Origin of the sequence: Thermomonas sp. LB-4, assembly GCF_036409385.1 — a bacterium.
GTDB lineage: Bacteria > Pseudomonadota > Gammaproteobacteria > Xanthomonadales > Xanthomonadaceae > Thermomonas.
On sequence record NZ_JAXOFT010000002.1, the window covers coordinates 68,887 to 88,749 of the forward strand.

18 protein-coding genes are annotated in these 19,863 nt (G+C 65.6%); all 18 read left to right on the top strand.

The features are described from left to right. The first annotated feature begins 220 nt into the window (after positions 1-220). The 18 genes from rplJ (at position 221) to rpmC (ending at position 19,853) form a co-directional block, all read left to right on the top strand. Positions 221-754, top strand: a complete 534-nt coding sequence (rplJ, locus tag SPK54_RS02065) for a 50S ribosomal protein L10 (RefSeq protein WP_330946281.1) — start codon at positions 221-223, stop codon at positions 752-754. Between the two features lie 59 nt (positions 755-813). Then, the gene (gene rplL, locus SPK54_RS02070) at positions 814-1,182 is read left to right on the top strand and encodes a 50S ribosomal protein L7/L12 (RefSeq protein WP_330946282.1); all 369 of its coding nucleotides are present in this window, start codon (positions 814-816) and stop codon (positions 1,180-1,182) included. 228 nt (positions 1,183-1,410) lie between these two features. Beyond that, positions 1,411-5,571, top strand: coding sequence for a DNA-directed RNA polymerase subunit beta (rpoB, locus tag SPK54_RS02075; RefSeq protein ID WP_330946283.1), 4,161 nt, complete (start codon positions 1,411-1,413; stop codon positions 5,569-5,571). A gap of 72 nt (positions 5,572-5,643) precedes the next feature. After that, positions 5,644-9,834, top strand: coding sequence for a DNA-directed RNA polymerase subunit beta' (gene rpoC / locus SPK54_RS02080; protein ID WP_330946284.1), 4,191 nt, complete (start codon positions 5,644-5,646; stop codon positions 9,832-9,834). Positions 9,835-10,166: 332 nt separating this feature from the next. Beyond that, positions 10,167-10,541 carry a 30S ribosomal protein S12 gene (rpsL, locus tag SPK54_RS02085; protein WP_330946285.1) on the top strand — a complete coding sequence of 125 codons (375 nt, stop codon included), beginning with the start codon at positions 10,167-10,169 and terminating at the stop codon, positions 10,539-10,541. Between the two features lie 88 nt (positions 10,542-10,629). After that, positions 10,630-11,097, top strand: a complete 468-nt coding sequence (gene rpsG / locus SPK54_RS02090; RefSeq protein ID WP_028840186.1) for a 30S ribosomal protein S7 — start codon at positions 10,630-10,632, stop codon at positions 11,095-11,097. Positions 11,098-11,234: 137 nt separating this feature from the next. Then, positions 11,235-13,358, top strand: coding sequence for an elongation factor G (gene fusA / locus SPK54_RS02095; RefSeq protein ID WP_330946286.1), 2,124 nt, complete (start codon positions 11,235-11,237; stop codon positions 13,356-13,358). Positions 13,359-13,477: 119 nt separating this feature from the next. After that, complete coding sequence (gene tuf / locus SPK54_RS02100) at positions 13,478-14,668, top strand: elongation factor Tu (RefSeq protein ID WP_330946276.1); 1,191 nt, start codon at positions 13,478-13,480, stop codon at positions 14,666-14,668. Positions 14,669-15,137: 469 nt separating this feature from the next. Continuing rightward, the gene (gene rpsJ / locus SPK54_RS02105; RefSeq protein ID WP_005408208.1) at positions 15,138-15,449 is read left to right on the top strand and encodes a 30S ribosomal protein S10; all 312 of its coding nucleotides are present in this window, start codon (positions 15,138-15,140) and stop codon (positions 15,447-15,449) included. A gap of 11 nt (positions 15,450-15,460) precedes the next feature. Then, a complete protein-coding gene (rplC, locus tag SPK54_RS02110; protein WP_330946287.1) occupies positions 15,461-16,117 on the top strand; it encodes a 50S ribosomal protein L3 in 657 nt (218 codons plus the stop codon). A 2-nt stretch (positions 16,118-16,119) separates the two neighbouring features. Continuing rightward, a complete protein-coding gene (rplD, locus tag SPK54_RS02115; protein WP_330946288.1) occupies positions 16,120-16,722 on the top strand; it encodes a 50S ribosomal protein L4 in 603 nt (200 codons plus the stop codon). After that, a complete protein-coding gene (gene rplW / locus SPK54_RS02120) occupies positions 16,719-17,018 on the top strand; it encodes a 50S ribosomal protein L23 (protein ID WP_028839552.1) in 300 nt (99 codons plus the stop codon). Before rplD ends, rplW begins: the two co-directional genes overlap by 4 nt. Positions 17,019-17,028: 10 nt before the next feature. Continuing rightward, the gene (gene rplB, locus SPK54_RS02125) at positions 17,029-17,856 is read left to right on the top strand and encodes a 50S ribosomal protein L2 (RefSeq protein WP_190281756.1); all 828 of its coding nucleotides are present in this window, start codon (positions 17,029-17,031) and stop codon (positions 17,854-17,856) included. Between the two features lie 6 nt (positions 17,857-17,862). Beyond that, the gene (gene rpsS / locus SPK54_RS02130; protein WP_190281755.1) at positions 17,863-18,129 is read left to right on the top strand and encodes a 30S ribosomal protein S19; all 267 of its coding nucleotides are present in this window, start codon (positions 17,863-17,865) and stop codon (positions 18,127-18,129) included. A gap of 10 nt (positions 18,130-18,139) precedes the next feature. Further along, positions 18,140-18,475 (top strand): 50S ribosomal protein L22, encoded by a 336-nt coding sequence (rplV, locus tag SPK54_RS02135; protein ID WP_138348980.1) that lies wholly within the window; start codon positions 18,140-18,142, stop codon positions 18,473-18,475. Between the two features lie 2 nt (positions 18,476-18,477). Beyond that, positions 18,478-19,230 carry a 30S ribosomal protein S3 gene (gene rpsC / locus SPK54_RS02140; RefSeq protein WP_330946289.1) on the top strand — a complete coding sequence of 251 codons (753 nt, stop codon included), beginning with the start codon at positions 18,478-18,480 and terminating at the stop codon, positions 19,228-19,230. A 3-nt stretch (positions 19,231-19,233) separates the two neighbouring features. Continuing rightward, complete coding sequence (gene rplP, locus SPK54_RS02145; protein ID WP_330946290.1) at positions 19,234-19,647, top strand: 50S ribosomal protein L16; 414 nt, start codon at positions 19,234-19,236, stop codon at positions 19,645-19,647. Further along, entirely contained in the window at positions 19,647-19,853 is a 207-nt protein-coding gene (rpmC, locus tag SPK54_RS02150; protein WP_190281753.1) for a 50S ribosomal protein L29, read from the top strand. Before rplP ends, rpmC begins: the two co-directional genes overlap by 1 nt. Positions 19,854-19,863 lie beyond the last annotated feature (10 nt).

Consider the following 19,863-nt stretch of genomic DNA (forward strand, 5'->3'; position numbering starts at 1 on the left):
CACGGCATGGAATCGCCGTTGCCAGAGGCGGGATCGCTTAATCCGCACCCTACGGGGGCGGGCCTGCGTAGATGGTGCAGCCCTTCTGGAAATGTTTTGGATCAAGACAGATCTGGATGGCCACCGCCAGGGATGCCCCGCATCCCCGATGCCACGGACCGGCATCGCCCAGGACCGCCGGCGGCAGGAGCCGCGGGCGGCGTTCAATGTAGGAGTGACTATGGCTCTCAATCTGTCCCAGAAACAGGACGTTGTCGCGGAGGTGGCGGAAGTCGCCGCCAAGGCGCACTCCCTGATCGCGGCCGAGTACGCCGGCACCACGGTCTCGCAGATGACCGCGATGCGCAAGCAGGCCCGCGAGACGGGCGTGTTCCTGAAGGTTGTCAAGAACACCCTCGCCGCGCGCGCCGTCACCGGCACCGAGTACGAAGTGGCGAAGGACTCCCTGGTGGGTCCGCTGCTGTATGCGTTCTCGACCGAGGAGCCCGGCGCTGCCGGTCGCCTGATCAAGGAATTCGCCAAGGGCAACGACAAGCTGCAGCCCAAGGTCGTCGTCGTCGGTGGCCAGCAGTACCCGGCCAGCCACGTCGATGTCCTGGCCTCGCTGCCGACCCGCGACCAGGCGCTTGCCATGCTGGCCCGCGTGCTGGCCGAACCGGCGGCGATGTTCGCCCGTGCGGTCAAGGCGGTTGCCGACAAGCAGGGTGGTGGCGAAGCCCCGGCCGAAGCCGAGGCGCAGGCCGAACCGGCCTGATCCGCGTCCGATCCTGACAACGTTCCCATTTAAACGAAACATATCCAGAGGTAATTGAAATGTCCCTGACCAACGAGCAGATCGTCGACGCCATCGCCGCCAAGTCGCTGATGGAAGTGATGGAGCTGGTGAAGGCCATCGAAGAGAAGTTCGGCGTCTCCGCCGCCGCCCCGGTCATGGCCGTCGCCGCTGCCGGCCCGGCCGCTGCTGCTGAAGAGCAGACCGAGTTCAACGTCATCCTGAAGACCGCTGGCGACAAGAAGGTCGAAGTGATCAAGGCCGTTCGCGCGATCACCGGCCTGGGCCTGAAGGAAGCCAAGGACCTCACCGAGGCCGGCGGCACCGTGAAGGAAGGCGTGTCGAAGGAAGACGCCGAGAAGATGAAGAAGGACCTCGAGGCCGCGGGCGCGACCGTCGAAGTCAAGTAATCCGCTGTTGCGTCGCCTGGCAGAACACGCTGGCGACCACCGAAGGCTGGGGACGAAAGTCCCCGGCCTTTGGCCGTTGTAGAACAACCGTTCCAGAACCGTTCGAGTTGGCAGTCGGAAGTAGCGGGAGAAGGCGTGCTGGTGCCGGCAATACCAGCGACTTCCCACTGCCAGTTTGATATTCCCCCGTTGGCCGCCCGCGGCCGCACATGACGAGGCGCACGCTCCATGACTACCGCCAAGCAGTATTCGTTCACCGAGAAGAAGCGCATCCGCAAGGACTTCGGCAAGCGCCGTTCGATCCTGGAAGTACCCTATCTGCTCGCCATCCAGGTGGACTCCTACCGTGAGTTCCTGCAGGAACACGTCGACGCCGCCGCGCGCGACGACAAGGGGCTGCACGCCGCGCTGAAGTCGGTGTTCCCGATCTCCAGCTACAGCGGCAACGCCGCGCTGGAATACGTGGGCTACAAGCTGGGCGAGCCGGCCTTCGACGAGCGCGAGTGCCGCACCCGCGGCCTGTCCTACGGCGCCCCGCTGCGCGTCACCGTGCGCCTGGTCATCTACGACCGCGAGTCGTCCACCAAGGCGATCAAGTACGTGAAGGAGCAGGAGGTCTACATGGGCGAGATCCCGCTCATGACCGACAACGGCACCTTCATCGTCAACGGCACCGAGCGCGTCATCGTCTCCCAGCTGCACCGCAGCCCGGGCGTGTTCTTCGACCACGACCGCGGCAAGACCCACAGCTCCGGCAAGCTGCTGTTCTCGGCCCGCGTGATCCCCTACCGCGGCTCCTGGCTGGACTTCGAGTTCGACCCGAAGGACGCGCTGTACACCCGCATCGACCGCCGCCGCAAGCTGCCGGTCAGCGTGCTGCTGCGCGCCCTGGGCTACAGCAACGAAGAGATGTTGAACGACTTCTTCGACATCAACACTTTCCACATCGAGTCCGAAGGCGTGCAGCTGGAGCTGGTGCCCGAGCGCCTGCGCGGCGAGACCCTGGACTTCGACCTGGCCGATGGCGACAAGGTCATCGTCGAGGCCGGCAAACGCGTCACCGCGCGCCACGTCAAGCAGCTGGAAGCCGCGGGCGTCGCCGCGCTGTCGGTGCCGGACGACTACATCCTCGGTCGCATCCTCTCGCACGACGTCATCGACCCGGCCACCGGCGAGCTGCTGGCTTCCGCCAACGACGAGATCAGCACCGACACCCTGGAGAAGCTGCGCAAGGCCGGCATCGCCAGCGTCGGCACGATCTGGGTCAACGACCTCGACCGCGGCCCGTACCTGTCCAACACCCTGCGCATCGACGGCACCAAGACCCAGCTGGAAGCGCTGGTCGAGATCTACCGGATGATGCGCCCGGGCGAGCCGCCCACCAAGGACGCCGCGCAGAACCTTTTCCACAACCTGTTCTTCACCTTCGAGCGCTACGACCTGTCCACGGTCGGCCGGATGAAGTTCAACCGCCGCCTGGGCCGCAAGGAAGTCACCGGCGCGCCGGTGCTGTTCGATGCCAAGTACTTCGCCGACCGCAAGGACGAGGAGTCCGTGCGCCTGCGCAACGAAGTGGGCGGCGGCTCCGACATCCTCGACGTGATCCGCGTGCTGTGCGAGATCCGCAACGGCCGTGGCGTGGTTGACGACATCGACCACCTCGGCAACCGCCGCGTCCGTTCGGTCGGCGAGATGGCCGAGAACGTGTTCCGCGTGGGCCTGGTCCGCGTCGAGCGCGCGGTCAAGGAGCGCCTGTCGATGGCCGAATCCGAAGGCCTGACCCCGCAGGAGCTGATCAACGCCAAGCCGGTGGCCGCCGCGATCAAGGAGTTCTTCGGCTCCTCGCAGCTCTCGCAGTTCATGGACCAGAACAACCCGCTGTCGGAAGTGACCCACAAGCGCCGCGTCTCGGCGCTTGGTCCGGGCGGCCTGACCCGCGAGCGCGCCGGCTTCGAAGTGCGCGACGTGCACCCGACCCACTACGGCCGCGTCTGCACCATCGAGACGCCGGAAGGCCCGAACATCGGCCTGATCAACTCGCTGGCGGTGTTCGCCCGCACCAACAAGTACGGCTTCCTGGAGACGCCCTACCGCAAGGTGGTGGACGGCAAGGTCACCGACGACGTCGAGTACCTGTCGGCGATCGAGGAGAATGAGTACGTCATCGCCCAGGCCAACGCGCCCCGCGACGACAAGGGCAACATCTCCGCGCAGTTCGTGGCCTGCCGATTCCAGGGCGAGAACCTGCTGAAGCCGCCGAGCGAAATCCACTTTATGGACGTCTCGCCGATGCAGACCGTGTCGGTGGCGGCGGCGCTGGTGCCGTTCCTTGAGCACGACGACGCCAACCGCGCGCTGATGGGCGCGAACATGCAGCGCCAGGCTGTGCCGACCCTGCGCGCGCAGAAGCCGCTGGTGGGTACCGGCATCGAGCGCGCGCTGGCGCGCGACTCCGGCGTGACCGTGAACGCGCGTCGTGGCGGCGTGGTCGAGCAGATCGACGCCGGCCGCATCGTGGTCAAGGCGAACGAGAGCGAGATCTCCGGCGAGCACGATGCCGGCGTGGACATCTACTCGCTGGTCAAGTACACCCGCAGCAACCAGAACACCTGCATCAACCAGCGTCCGCTGGTGAACGTGGGCGACGTGGTGGCGCGCGGCGACGTGCTGGCCGATGGTCCATCCACCGACATCGGTGAGCTGGCGCTCGGCCAGAACATGCTGATCGCGTTCATGCCCTGGAACGGCTACAACTTCGAAGACTCGATCCTGCTCTCCGAGCGCGTGGTCGAGGAGGATCGCTACACCACGATCCACATCGAGGAACTGACCGTGCAGGCCCGCGACACCAAGCTGGGGCCGGAGGAGATTTCCGCTGACATCCCGAACGTGTCCGAGCAGGCGCTGGGCCGGCTGGACGAGTCCGGCGTGGTCTACATCGGTGCCGAAGTGCGCGCCGGCGACATCCTGGTGGGCAAGGTCACGCCGAAGGGCGAGAGCCAGCTGACCCCGGAAGAGAAGCTGCTGCGCGCGATCTTCGGCGAGAAGGCCTCGGACGTGAAGGACAGTTCGCTGCGCGTGCCCCCGGGCATGGACGGCGTGGTTATCGACGTGCAGGTGTTCACCCGCGACGGCATCGAGAAGGACAAGCGCGCGCGCCAGATCGAGGAAAACGAGATCAAGCGCGTCAAGAAGGACTTCGACGACCAGTTCCGCATCCTCGAGAACGCGATCTACGCGCGCCTGCGCGAGCAGCTGCTCGGCAAGGTCGCCAACGGCGGCCCGGGCGTGAAGAAGGGCGACACCGTGTCGTCGCTGGTGCTGGACGGCATCAAGCGCTCCGACTGGCTGCAGTTGCGGATGAAGGACGACGATGCGGCCGATGCCATCGAGCGCGCCGCCAAGCAGCTCGACGCGCACCAGAAGGAGTTCGAGCGCCGCTTCGCCGACAAGCGTTCCAAGATCACCCAGGGCGACGACCTCGCGCCGGGCGTGCTGAAGATGGTCAAGGTCTTCCTCGCGGTGAAGCGCCGCATCCAGCCGGGCGACAAGATGGCCGGCCGCCACGGCAACAAGGGCGTGGTGTCGAAGATCGTGCCGGTCGAGGACATGCCGTACATGGCCGACGGCCAGACCGTCGACATCGTGCTGAACCCGCTGGGCGTGCCGAGCCGAATGAACATCGGACAGGTGCTGGAAGTGCACCTGGGCCTGGCCGCGAAGGGCCTGGGCCAGAAGATCCAGCGCATGCTGGACGCACAGGCGAAGGTGGCCGAGCTGCGCAAGTTCCTCGGCGAGATCTACAACCACGACAGCAAGACCCACATCGAGCGCGTGGACCTGACCCAGTTCAGCGACGACGAACTGGTGGCGATGGCGAAGAACCTCACCGACGGCGTGCCGATGGCCACCCCGGTGTTCGACGGCGCCACCGAGGCCGAGATCAAGACCATGCTGAAGCTGGCGGACCTGCCGGAATCGGGACAGACCCAGCTGTACGACGGCCGCACCGGCGAGGCGTTCGACCGCCAGACCACCGTGGGCTACATGCACATGCTGAAGCTGAACCACCTGGTCGACGACAAGATGCACGCGCGCTCGACCGGTCCGTACTCGCTGGTCACCCAGCAGCCGCTGGGCGGCAAGGCGCAGTTCGGCGGCCAGCGCTTCGGCGAGATGGAAGTCTGGGCGCTGGAAGCCTATGGCGCGGCCTACACCCTGCAGGAAATGCTGACGGTGAAGTCCGACGACGTGCAGGGCCGCAACCAGATGTACAAGAACATCGTCGATGGCGAGCACGAGATGGTCGCGGGCATGCCGGAATCCTTCAATGTCCTCGTGAAGGAAATCCGCAGCCTGGCCATCAACATGGAACTCGAGGAGCACTGAGTCTGGCGACGGCGCGGCGTTGACGCCGCGCCGACCCGCTCAGACCCATTGCCCCCGACCCGGAGAATCCCAATGAAAGATTTGCTGAACCTCTTCAACCAGCAGCGCCAGACGCTCGACTTCGACTCGATCAAGATCGCGCTGGCCAGCCCGGACCTGATCCGCTCGTGGTCGTACGGCGAGGTGAAGAAGCCCGAGACGATCAACTACCGCACCTTCAAGCCGGAGCGCGACGGCCTGTTCTGCGCCGCCATCTTCGGCCCGATCAAGGACTACGAGTGCCTGTGCGGCAAGTACAAGCGCATGAAGCACCGCGGCGTGGTCTGCGAGAAGTGCGGCACCGAAGTCACCCTGGCCAAGGTGCGCCGCGAGCGCATGGGCCACATCGACCTGGCCTCGCCGGTCGCGCACATCTGGTTCCTCAAGTCGCTGCCGTCGCGCATCGGCCTGATGCTGGACATGACCCTGCGCGACATCGAGCGCATCCTGTACTTCGAAGCGTTCGTGGTGACCGATCCGCTGCTGACCCAGATGGAGCGCGGCCAGCTGCTGACCGAAGAGCAGTTCCTGCAGGCGCGCCAGGAGCATGGCGATGATTTCGAAGCGGCGATGGGCGCGGAAGCGGTCTATGACCTGCTGCGCACCATCGACCTGCAGAGCGAGATGGCGCAGCTGAAGGAGGAGATCGCCTCCACCGGCAGTGAGACCAAGCTCAAGCGCCTGACCAAGCGAATCAAGCTGATCGAGGCCTTCATCGAGTCCGGCAACCGCCCGGAATGGATGGTCATGACCGTGCTGCCGGTGCTGCCGCCGGACCTGCGCCCGCTGGTGCCGCTGGACGGCGGCCGCTTCGCGACCTCCGACCTCAACGACCTGTACCGCCGCGTCATCAACCGCAACAACCGCCTGCGCCGCCTGCTCGAGCTCAACGCGCCCGACATCATCGTGCGCAACGAGAAGCGCATGCTGCAGGAGTCGGTGGACGCGCTGATGGACAACGGCCGCCGTGGCCGCGCCATCACCGGCACCAACAAGCGCCCGCTGAAGTCGCTGGCCGACATGATCAAGGGCAAGCAGGGCCGGTTCCGCCAGAACCTGCTCGGCAAGCGCGTCGACTACTCCGGCCGTTCGGTGATCGTGGTCGGCCCGTACCTGAAGCTGCACCAGTGCGGCCTGCCGAAGAAGATGGCGCTGGAACTGTTCAAGCCCTTCATCTTCGCCAAGCTGCAGCTGCGCGGCCTCGCCACCACCATCAAGGCGGCGAAGAAGCTGGTCGAGCGCGAAGAGGCCGAGGTGTGGGACATCCTCGAAGAGGTGATCCGCGAGCACCCGGTGCTGCTGAACCGTGCACCGACGCTGCACCGCCTGGGCATCCAGGCGTTCGAGCCGGTGCTGATCGAAGGCAAGGCGATCCAGCTGCACCCGCTGGTCTGCACCGCGTTCAACGCCGACTTCGACGGTGACCAGATGGCCGTCCACGTGCCGCTCTCGCTGGAAGCCCAGCTGGAAGCGCGTGCGCTGATGATGGCGTCCAACAACATCTTGTCGCCGGCCAACGGCGAGCCGATCATCGTCCCGTCGCAGGACGTGGTGCTGGGCCTGTACTACATGACCCGCGCGCTGGAGAACAAGGCGGGCGAGGGCATGGTGTTCGCCAACATCGCCGAAGTGAAGCGCGCCTACGACAACCGCGTGGTGCAGCTGCACGCCAAGTGCAAGGTGCGCATCACCGAATCGGTGGTTGCCGAGGACGGCAGCCGCAGCCAGCAGACCTCGATCGTGGACACCACGGTCGGGCGCGCGCTGCTGCGCGAGATCCTGCCGGAAGGCCTGCCGTTCGCGCTGGCCAACACCGAGCTGACCAAGAAGAACATCAGCCGCCTGATCAACAGCTGCTACCGCATGCTGGGCCTGAAGGACACGGTGGTGTTCGCCGACAAGCTGATGTACACCGGCTTCGCCTACGCCACCCGCGCCGGCGTGTCGATCGGCATCGACGACATGACCATCCCGCTGGAGAAGAAGTCGATCCTCGACGAGGCCGAGGCCGAAGTGCTGGAAATCCAGCAGCAGTACCAGTCGGGCCTGGTCACCGCCGGCGAGCGCTACAACAAGGTGGTCGACATCTGGTCGCGCACCAACGAGCGCGTGGCCAAGGCGATGATGGACACCATCGGCACCGAGAAGGTGGTCAACGCCAAGGGCGAGACCATCGACCAGAAGTCGATGAACTCGATCTACATCATGGCCGACTCTGGCGCGCGTGGTTCGCAGGCCCAGATCCGCCAGCTGGCCGGCATGCGCGGCCTGATGGCCAAGCCGGACGGCTCGATCATCGAGACCCCGATCACCTCGAACTTCCGCGAGGGCTTGAACGTCCAGCAGTACTTCATCTCGACCCACGGTGCCCGTAAGGGCCTGGCGGATACCGCGCTGAAGACCGCGAACTCCGGTTACCTGACCCGCCGCTTGGTCGACGTGGCGCAGGACGTGGTGATCACCGAGACCGACTGCGGCACGCTCAACGGCCTGACCCTGACCCCGATCGTGGAGGGCGGCGACGTGGTCGAGCCGCTGAAGGATCGCGTGCTGGGCCGCATCGTGGCCGAGGACGTGTTCCTGCCTGGTAACGACGAGGATCCGTTCGTCACCCGCAACACCCTGATCGACGAGCAGTGGGCGGCGCGCCTGGAAGAAGCCGGCGTGCAGGTCATCAAGGTGCGCAGCACCATCACCTGCATGGCGCCGTTCGGCGTGTGCGCGCACTGCTACGGCCGCGACCTGGGCCGTGGCCACCTGGTCAACCACGGCGAAGCCGTGGGCGTGGTCGCCGCGCAGTCGATCGGCGAGCCGGGCACCCAGCTGACCATGCGTACCTTCCACATCGGTGGTGCGGCGTCGCGTGCGGCAGCGATCGACAACGTGACGGTGAAGACCACGGGCTCGGTCAAGTTCAACAACCTCAAGTTCGTGACCCACGCCGACAGCCATCTGGTCGCGGTGTCGCGCTCGGGCGAACTCTCGGTGCTGGACAACCACGGCCGCGAGCGCGAGCGCTACAAGCTGCCCTACGGCGCCACCATCCAGTTGCAGGATGGCGGCGAGGTCAAGGCCGGGCAGGTGGTGGCCAACTGGGATCCGCACAACCACCCGATCGTCTCGGAAGTCGCCGGCTTCGTGCGTTTCATCGACTTCGTCGACGGCGTGACCGTGATCGAGAAGCTGGACGAACTGACCGGCCTGGCCTCGCGCGAGATCACCGATCCCAAGCGCCGTGGTTCCCAGGGCAAGGATCTGCGCCCGCTGGTCCGCATCGTCGACAAGGACGGCAACGACCTCAACATCCCGGGCACCGACCTGCCGGCGCAGTACCTGCTGCCGCCGCGCTCTGTGGTGAACCTGCAGCACGGCGCCGCCGTGGGCGTGGGTGACGTGGTCGCCAAGATCCCGCAGGAAGCGTCCAAGACCCGCGACATCACCGGCGGTCTGCCGCGCGTGGCCGACCTGTTCGAGGCCCGCAAGCCGAAGGACCCGGCGGTGCTGGCCGAGAAGTCCGGCATCATCTCGTTCGGCAAGGACACCAAGGGCAAGCAGCGCCTGATCATCAAGGGTCCGGATGGCGAGGAGCACGAGGAGCTGATCCCGAAGTACCGCCAGATCATCGTGTTCGAAGGCGAGCACGTGGAGAAGGGCGAGACCGTGGTGGACGGCGAGCCGAGCCCGCAGGACATCCTGCGCCTGAAGGGCGTCGAGGAGCTGGCCGCCTATCTGGTCAAGGAAATCCAGGACGTCTACCGCCTGCAGGGCGTGAAGATCAACGACAAGCACATCGAGGTGATCATCCGCCAGATGCTGCGCAAGGTCGAAGTCGTGGACCAGGGCGATTCCAAGTTCCTCAATGGCGAGCAGGTCGAGCGCCAGCGCGCCATCGAGGAGAACGAGCGCCTGGTCCGCAAGGGCGAGATCCCGGTCAAGGTGGAGCCGGTGCTTCTGGGCATCACCAAGGCCTCGCTGGCGACCGAGTCGTTCATCTCGTCGGCGTCGTTCCAGGAGACCACCCGCGTCCTCACCGAAGCGGCGGTGCGCGGCACCCGCGACACCCTGCGTGGCCTGAAGGAGAACGTGATCGTGGGTCGCCTGATCCCGGCAGGTACCGGTCTGGCCTACCATAACCAGCGCCGGAAGAGCGCCACCGGCCTGACCGAGGCCGAGATGGCGACCCTGGCCGGCGAGCCGGCCGAAGCCGAGTCCGCCGCGGAATAAGTGGTTCCAGTCCCGCCCGGTGCAAAACCCCGGGCGGGACTTGCGGGATTGACCGGCGATACGTATAATCGCCGGGTTTTTCGATGGCTTTGTGCCATCCAGATCACCAAATGAGGTCGCAGGGAGCGCCTCGTGTTGGGTCCAGGACGGACGGGATCGCAGATGAATCGCCGCTGCCCGCGTTGCGGGCGGGGTGGTTTTTCGGTATGGCTGCGTTTGGTCGCAAGATCGAGCGCGGGCTATACTTTTTCGTCTTGGCTGGCTGGATTGCGACATGGATCCGGCCTGCTTTGTCTCCGAATGGGCCCCAGGCCCACCAATTGAGCCCCGAAATGGCAACGATCAACCAGCTGGTGCGCAAGCCGCGCAGCCCGGAAACCTACAAGAGCAATTCGCCCGCGCTTGCCAATTGCCCGCAGCGCCGCGGCGTGTGCACCCGCGTGTACACCACGACCCCGAAGAAGCCGAACTCGGCACTTCGCAAGGTGGCCAAGGTGCGCCTGACCAACGGCTACGAGGTCATCTCGTACATCGGCGGCGAGGGCCACAACCTGCAGGAGCACAGCGTGGTGCTGATCCGCGGCGGCCGCGTCAAGGATCTGCCGGGCGTGCGCTACCACACCGTGCGCGGCTCGCTCGACGCCGCCGGCGTCGCCAAGCGCAAGCAGGCGCGCTCGAAGTACGGCGCCAAGCGTCCGAAGTCCTAAGAGGCGGGCCGGCCCGGTGTCATCCGGGTGACAGGTTCATCCACGCAGAATAACGGTGGGCTGCCGCCCGCCCTACGAGAGAAGCAACATGTCCCGTAAAGGCAATACTCCGCAGCGTTCGGTGCTGCCGGACCCGAAGCACGGAAGCGAAACGATCGCCCGCTTCATCAACATGGTGATGCAGAGCGGCAAGAAGTCGGTCGCCGAGAAGATCGTCTACGGCGCGATGGACGTGATCGGCGAGAAGAACCCGAACGCCCTCGAGCTGGTCGAGAAGGCGCTGGGCAACGTGTCGCCGTCGGTCGAGGTGAAGTCTCGCCGCGTCGGTGGCGCCACCTACCAGGTGCCGGTCGAAGTGCGCGCCTCCCGCCGCATGGCGCTGGCGATGCGCTGGCTGATCGAATCCGCGCGCAAGCGCGGCGAGAACTCGATGCCGCGCAAGCTGGCCGGCGAGCTGATCGACGCGTCCGAGAACCGTGGCGGCGCGATCAAGAAGCGCGAGGAAACCCACCGCATGGCCGACGCCAACAAGGCGTTCGCCCACTACCGCTGGTAATTCCGGCGGCGCTCCAGGGCGGGTGGTGGCGATCGCCGCCAACCCGTCTCGCGGCCCCGAACCGGCCGTGCGACCCCGAACGCCGCCGACAGGCGGCATTCGGTCATTCCGAAATCCGAAAAAATTGAGAGGCTCCCGTGGCCCGTTCCACTCCCATCGAGCGTTACCGCAACTTCGGCATCATGGCCCATATCGATGCCGGCAAAACCACTACGTCCGAGCGCATCCTGTTCTACACCGGCAAGAGCCACAAGCTGGGTGAGGTGCATGACGGTGCCGCCACCATGGACTGGATGGAGCAGGAGCAGGAGCGTGGCATCACGATCCAGTCCGCCGCCACCACCGCGTTCTGGAAGGGCATGGACAAGTCCCTGCCGGAGCACCGCTTCAACATCATCGACACCCCCGGGCACGTCGACTTCACCATCGAGGTGGAACGCTCGCTGCGCGTGCTCGACGGTGCGGTGTTCGTGCTGTGCGCGGTCGGTGGCGTGCAGCCGCAGTCCGAGACCGTGTGGCGCCAGGCCAACAAGTACCACGTGCCGCGCATCGCGTTCGTCAATAAGATGGACCGCACCGGCGCGAACTTCCTGAAGGTCCGCGACCAGGTCAAGGCGCGTCTCGGCGCGCACCCGGTGCCGATGCAGGTACCGATCGGCGCAGAGGACAACTTCGAGGGCGTGGTCGACCTGCTCAAGATGAAGGCGATCCACTGGGATTCCGCCTCGCAGGGCCTGACCTTCGAGTACCGCGACATCCCGGAAAACCTGAAGGCGCAGGCCGAAGAGGCGCGCGCGTTCATGGTCGAGTCCGCGGCCGAAGCCAGCGAAGAGCTGATGGACAAGTACCTGGGTGGCGAAGAGCTGACCGAGGAAGAGATCGTCAAGGGCCTGCGCGAGCGCACCCTGAAGACCGAGATCGTGCCGATGTTCTGCGGCACCGCGTTCAAGAACAAGGGCGTGCAGGCCATGCTGGACGGCGTGGTCAACCTGCTGCCGTCGCCGGTGGACGTGCCCTCGATCAAGGGCGTGGACGTGGACGACGAGACCAAGGAACTGGAGCGTCATTCCAGCGACAAGGAGCCGTTCTCGGCGCTGGCGTTCAAGATCATGACCGACCCGTTCGTGGGCTCGCTGACCTTCTTCCGCGTCTACTCGGGCGTGCTCAACGCTGGCGATCAGGTGCTGAACTCGGTCAAGGGCAAGAAGGAGCGCATCGGCCGCGTGCTGCAGATGCACTCGAACAACCGCGAAGAGATCAAGGAAGTGCTGGCCGGCGACATCGCCGCGGCGGTGGGCCTGAAGGACGTCACCACCGGTGACACCCTGTGCGCGATCGACGCGCCGATCATCCTCGAGCGCATGAGCTTCCCGGAGCCGGTGATCTCGATGGCGGTCGAGCCGAAGACCAAGTCCGACCAGGAGAAGATGGGCAACGCGCTGAGCCGCCTGGCGCAGGAGGATCCGTCGTTCCGCGTGCGCACCGACGAGGAATCGGGCCAGACCATCATCGCCGGCATGGGCGAGCTGCACCTGGACATCATCGTCGACCGCATGAAGCGCGAGTTCAACGTCGAGGCGAACGTCGGCAAGCCGCAGGTGGCCTACCGCGAAACCATCCGCAAGTCCGACGTCAAGAGCGACTACAAGCACGCCAAGCAGTCCGGCGGCAAGGGCCAGTACGGCCATGTCGTGATCGAGCTGTCGCCGATGACCGAGGCCGACAAGGCCAATCCGGATGTCAAGAACGACTTCCTGTTCGTCAACGAGATCACCGGTGGCGTGATCCCGAAGGAATTCATCCCGGCGGTCGAGAAGGGCATGCGCGAGACCATCACCAGCGGCCCGCTGGCCGGCTATCCGGTGGTGGGCGTCAAGGCCAAGCTGGTGTTCGGCTCGTACCATGACGTCGACTCGTCGGAAATGGCGTTCAAGCTGGCCGCGTCGATGGCGTTCAAGGAGGGCTTCCGCAAGGCCGATCCGGTCCTGCTGGAGCCGATCATGAAGGTCGAGATCGTCAGCCCCGAGGATTACCTGGGCGACGTGATGGGCGACGTGAGCCGCCGTCGCGGCGTGCTGCAGGGCCAGGACGACAGCCCCTCGGGCAAGATTATCAACGCGATGATCCCGCTGGGCGAGATGTTCGGCTACGCCACCTCGCTGCGTTCGATGTCGCAGGGTCGCGCCACCTTCTCGATGGAATTCGACCATTACGAAGAAGCGCCCAACAACATCGCGGAAGCAGTCATCAAGAAGGCCTGACGGCCTGACGCGAGGCCCGGGATCCCCCGATGGATCCCGGATCCGCGCGAACCAGCATTCACGGGTCGCCGCGCCGGCGGCAGCCCAGTTCAAAACCCCCAATCTCGGAGTTTCAGGCAATGGCAAAGGGTAAGTTCGAGCGCACCAAGCCCCACGTGAACGTGGGCACGATCGGTCACGTGGACCACGGCAAGACGACGCTGACGGCGGCGCTGACGAAGGTGGGCGCGGAGCGTTTCGGTGGCCAGTTCCACGCGTACGACGCGATCGACAAGGCGCCGGAAGAGAAGGCGCGCGGCATCACGATCTCGACCTCGCACGTGGAGTACGAGAGCCCGACCCGCCACTACGCGCACGTGGACTGCCCGGGCCACGCCGACTACGTGAAGAACATGATCACAGGTGCGGCGCAGATGGACGGCGCGATCCTGGTGTGCTCGGCCGCTGACGGCCCGATGCCGCAGACGCGCGAGCACATCCTGCTGTCGCGCCAGGTGGGCGTGCCGTACATCGTCGTGTTCCTGAACAAGGCCGACATGGTGGACGACGCCGAGCTGCTGGAACTGGTCGAGATGGAAGTGCGCGAGCTGCTCTCCAAGTATGACTTCCCGGGCGACGACACCCCGATCATCGCGGGTTCGGCCCGCCTGGCGCTGGAAGGCGACCAGAGCGAGATCGGCGTGCCGGCGATCATCAAGCTGGTGGACGCGCTGGACACCTGGATTCCGGAGCCGGAGCGTGCGATCGACATGCCGTTCCTGATGCCGGTGGAAGACGTGTTCTCGATCTCGGGCCGTGGCACCGTGGTGACCGGCCGCATTGAGCGCGGCATCATCAAGGTGGGCGACGAAATCGAGATCGTCGGCATCCGTCCGACCCAGAAGACCACCGTGACCGGCGTGGAGATGTTCCGCAAGCTGCTGGACCAGGGCCAGGCGGGCGACAACGCGGGTCTGCTGCTGCGCGGCACCAAGCGTGACGACGTGGAGCGCGGCCAGGTGCTGTGCAAGCCGGGTTCGATCACCCCGCACACCGAGTTCGAGGCGGAGGTGTACGTGCTGTCGAAGGACGAGGGCGGCCGTCATACCCCGTTCTTCAAGGGCTACCGCCCGCAGTTCTACTTCCGCACGACCGACATCACCGGTGCGGTGACCCTGCCGGAAGGCGTGGAGATGGTGATGCCGGGCGACAACATCAAGATGGTGGTCAGCCTGATCAACCCGGTGGCGATGGACGAAGGCCTGCGCTTCGCGATCCGCGAAGGCGGCCGCACCGTCGGCGCCGGCGTGGTGGCGAAGATCCTCAAGTGACGCAATCCGACCGTGCGCGCCAAGCGCGCACGGCTGCGGTTGCGTCATCCCCGAGTGCTATTGTCGGGGATCCAGTGTCTTGAACGTCATTGGATTTCCACTGTCGCGGGGATGACGGGCAAGAGCGGAACCGGGGCTTGCAAAGCCCCGGTTCCCTCCGTTAGAATGCAAGACCCTCGCGCAATGTGAGTTGTCGAAGGGTCGCGAAATGAGGTGCAGGAAGCGCCTCGTGTTCGCCAGACAGGGAGATGTCGCGTGGCAAGGCCTCGTCCGTTCCGGAGATTTCCGGGACACATCGGCGGGGCCTTTCGGCGCGTTCATGGAAACCTGATCTGGCGGGCCGGGCAACCGGTTCGCCAAAACGCGTGCAGGACGCAACGAAAACCAGCAAGACCCGTTGTATTCACGGGGTGTGGCGCACCCAACGCCGTCGCACCTGTCGCTCTTTAGAACACGAGGCATTCCTCCCATGGCGGACCAGAAGATTCGCATCCGGCTGAAGGCGTTCGATCATCGTCTGATCGACCGTTCGGCCAGCGAGATCGTCGAGACGGCCAAGCGGACCGGCGCGCAAGTGCGCGGCCCGATCCCGCTGCCGACCAAGATTGAGCGCTACACCGTGCTGGTGTCGCCGCACGTCGACAAGGACGCGCGCGACCAGTACGAAACCCGCACGCACAAGCGCGTGCTCGACATCGTCGACCCCAACGACAAGACCGTGGACGCGCTGATGAAGCTCGAGCTCGCGGCTGGCGTTGATGTCCAGATCAAGCTGACCTGAGGAGTACCGAGATGAGCGCGAAGAAGTATTCGCTCGGCATCGTCGGTCGCAAGGCCGGTATGAGCCGCATGTTCACCGAAGACGGCAAGGCCGTGCCGGTGACCCTGATCGAAGCCACGCCGAACCGCATCACCCAGATCAAGACCGTGGAAACCGACGGCTACAGCGCCGTGCAGGTGACCGCGGGCGTCAAGCGCGCCAGCCTGCTGACCAAGCCGGCCACCGGCCACCTGGCCAAGGCCAAGGTGGAAGCGGGCCGTGGCCTGTGGGAGCTGCGCGTCGAAGCTGACCAGATCGGCGGTTATGAAGTGGGCGGCGAGATCAAGGCCGACATATTCAGCGAAGGTCAGGTCGTCGACGTCCAGGGCGTGACCAAGGGCAAGGGTTTCCAGGGCACGATCAAGCGCTGGAACTTCAAGATGGGTGACGCCACCCACGGTAACTCGCTGTCGCATCGCGCGCCGGGTTCGATCGGCCAGCGCCAGACGCCGGGCCGCGTGTTCCCGGGCAAGAAGATGGCCGGCCACATGGGCCACGTCACCCAGACCACGCAGAACCTGCGGGTCGTGAAGGTCGACGCCGAGCGCGGCCTGATCGCCGTGCGTGGTGCGGTCCCGGGTGCGCCGGGCGGTGACGTGATCGTGCGCCCGACGAGCAAGGGAGTCTGATCATGGAACTGAATATCAATGGCGGCGCCAAGCTGCCGGTCTCCGAGGCGGTGTTCGATCGCGCCTTCAGTGAGGACCTTGTCCACCAGGTCGTCGTGGCCTACCGCAACGCGGGTCGCGCCGGCACCAAGGCGCAGAAGACCCGTTCGGAAGTGAACGGCACCACCAAGAAGTCGAAGAAGCAGAAGGGCGGCGGCGCCCGTCACGGTGCCCTGACGGCCCCGATCTTCGTCGGCGGCGGCGTGACCTTCGCGGCCAAGCCGCGCAGCTTCGCGCAGAAGGTGAACCGCAAGATGTACCGCGCGGCGATCGCGTCGATCCTGTCCGAACTGAACCGCCAGGGCCGGATCACCGTGGTCGAGTCGTTCGACATCGACGCGCCGAAGACCAAGGGTCTCGTGGCCAAGCTCGCCGAGCTGAAGGCCGGCAAGCGTCCGCTGATCGTCACCGAGGAAGCGACCGACAACCTGTACCTGTCCGCCCGCAACCTGCCCTACGTGCAGGTGCGTGACGTCCAGGGCCTGGATCCGGTCGCCCTGGTCGGCGCCGATACCGTGCTGGTGACCACCGACGCGGTGAAGAAGATCGAGGAGTGGCTGGCATGAGCGCCGCAAACCTGTACGAAGTGATCCGTGCGCCGCGCGTGTCCGAAAAGACCGCGCGCCTGCAGGAAGTCTCCAACCAATACGTCTTCGAAATCGCGAAGACCGCCACCAAGGCTGATGTCAAGGCGGCGGTCGAGAAGATCTTCGACGTCAAGGTCGAGGCGGTCAACGTGGTGAACGTGAAGGGCAAGACCAAGTCCTTCAAGTTCCGCCAGGGCCGTCGCGGCGACTGGCGCAAGGCGTACGTCACCCTGGCCGAAGGCCAGGCGATCGACGTGATGACGGCCTCGGCCTGAGGAACGAACCATGGCACTGATGACATTCAAGCCCACCTCGGCCGGCCGTCGCTCGATGGTCCGCGTGGTGACGCCGGATCTGCACAAGGGCGCGCCCTACGCGCCGCTGGTTGAAAAGCAGAGCCGGACCGGTGGCCGCAACCACCACGGCCGCATCACCACCCGCCACATCGGCGGTGGGCACAAGCAGCATTACCGCATCATCGACTTCAAGCGCGACAAGGAGGGCATTCCGGCCCGCGTCGAGCGCATCGAGTACGATCCCAACCGCACCGCGCACATCGCGCTGCTGTGCTACGCCGACGGCGAGCGCCGCTACATCATCGCGCCGAAGGGCCTGAAGGCCGGCGACCAGGTGATCGCGGGCCGCGACGCCCCGATCAAGGCCGGCAACACCCTGCCGCTGCGCAACATCCCGGTGGGTTCCACGATCCACTGCATCGAGATGAAGCCCGGCAAGGGCGCGCAGCTCGCCCGCGCCGCTGGTGCCGGCGTGCAGCTGGTCGCCCGCGAAGGCGTCTATGCCACCCTGCGCCTGCGCTCCGGCGAAATGCGCAAGGTGCCGGCCGAATGCCGTGCAACCATCGGCGAAGTCAGCAATGACGAGCATGGCCTGCAGAAGCTCGGCAAGGCCGGTGCCGCCCGCTGGCGCGGCGTCAAGCCGACCGTGCGTGGCGCGGCCATGAACCCCGTCGACCACCCGCACGGTGGTGGTGAGGCGAAGGCAGGCCAGGGCAACCCGCATCCGGTCACCCCGTGGGGCGTGCCGACCAAGGGTTACAAGACCCGCAAGAACAAGCGCACCCAGCAGTTCATCGTGCGCGATCGCAGGAGCTAATCGGCAATGGCACGTTCACTCAAGAAAGGCCCGTTCATCGACCACCATCTGCAGAAGAAGGTGGAGACCGCGGGTAGCAGCAAGAAGCCGATCAAGACCTGGTCGCGTCGTTCGACGATCCTGCCGGAAATGATCGGGTTCACCATCGCCGTGCACAACGGCAAGAACCACGTTCCGGTGCTGGTCAACGAGAACATGATCGGCCACAAGCTTGGCGAATTCGCCGTGACCCGTACGTTCAAGGGTCATGGCGGCGACAAGAAGGGGAAGTAAGGAGATGACCATGGAAGCGAAAGCCGTCCTGCGCAGTGCGCGCATCTCCGCCCAGAAGGTCCGCCTGGTCGCCGACCAGGTGCGCGGCCTGCCCGTGGCCCGTGCGCTCGACCTGTTGAAGTTCTCGGACAAGAAGGCCGCCGGCATGATCTACAAGGTCGTGTTCTCGGCTGCCTCGAACGCCGAGAACAACAACGGCGCCGATGCGGACGAACTCAAGGTCAAGACCATCATGGTCGATGAGGGTCCCTCGCTGAAGCGCTTCATGGCGCGTGCGAAGGGCCGTGGCACGCGCATCACCAAGCGCACCAGCCACATCACCGTGGTCGTGGGCGAGGGCAAGTAATCATGGGTCACAAAGTCAATCCGATCGGCATCCGCCTGGGCATCGCCAAGGACTGGAACTCCAAGTGGTATGCCGGCAAGAAGCAGTTCGCCGAGTTCCTGTCGGCCGACCTCCGCGTCCGCGACATGTTGCGCAAGAAGCTGGCCCAGGCCGGCATCAGCAAGATCCTGATCGAGCGTCCGGCCAACAATGCCCGCGTGACCATCCACACCGCCCGTCCGGGCGTGGTGATCGGCAAGCGCGGCGAGGACATCGAGAAGCTGCGCAAGGAAGTGTCCGATGTGCTCGGCGTGCCGGCGCACATCAACGTCACCGAAGTCCGCAAGCCGGAACTCGACGCGCAGCTGGTGGCCGAGTCCATCGCCCAGCAGCTGGAGCGCCGCATCATGTTCCGCCGCGCCATGAAGCGCGCGGTGGGCAACGCGATGCGTCTGGGCGCGCTGGGCATCAAGGTCAACGTGGCCGGCCGCTTGAACGGCGCTGAAATCGCCCGTTCCGAGTGGTACCGCGAAGGCCGCGTGCCGCTGCACACCCTGCGTGCGGACATCGACTACGGCTTCGCGGAAGCGAAGACCACCTACGGCATCATCGGCATCAAGGTGTGGGTCTACAAGGGCGAGATCTTCGATTTCTCCCAGGTCGGCCAGGAGAAGCAGGACGACTCCCCGGCGCCGCGTGGCGGCGACCGTGAGCGTCCGCGTGGTCCGCGCCGTGACCGTGGCGACCGCGCCGAGCGCGGCGAAGCGAGGGAATAAATCATGCTGCAACCCAAGCGAACCAAATACCGCAAGGTCCACAAGGGCCGCAACGAAGGCCTGAGCTGGAGCGCTAACGCGGTCAGCTTCGGCGAGTTCGGCCTGAAGGCGACCGCCACCGGCCAGCTCACCGCTCGCCAGATCGAGGCCGCGCGCCGTTCCATCAGCCGTTACGTGAAGCGTGGCGGCAAGATGTGGATCCGCGTGTTCCCCGACAAGCCGATCACCAAGAAGCCGATCGAAGTCCGCATGGGCTCCGGTAAGGGCAACGTGGAGTACTGGGTCGCCCAGATCCAGCCCGGCCGCATGATCTACGAGATCGAGGGCGTCAGCGAGGAAGTCGCGCGCGAGGCGTTCCGCCTGGCTTCGGCCAAGCTCTCGGTCACCACCACTTTCGTGACCCGGACGGTGCGCTGATGGAACTCAAGCAACTGCGTCAGAAGTCGGCGGACGAACTGAAGGCCCACCTGGTCGAGCTGCAGAAGGAGCGCTTCGCGCTGCGGATGCAGAAGGCCACCGGCCAGCTGCCCCCGTCCAAGACCAACGAGCCCCGCCGCGTGCGCCGCGAGATCGCTCGCGTCAACACGCTGCTTGGCGCGCTGCAGAACAGCGCGTCGAAGTAAGGAACGGCAG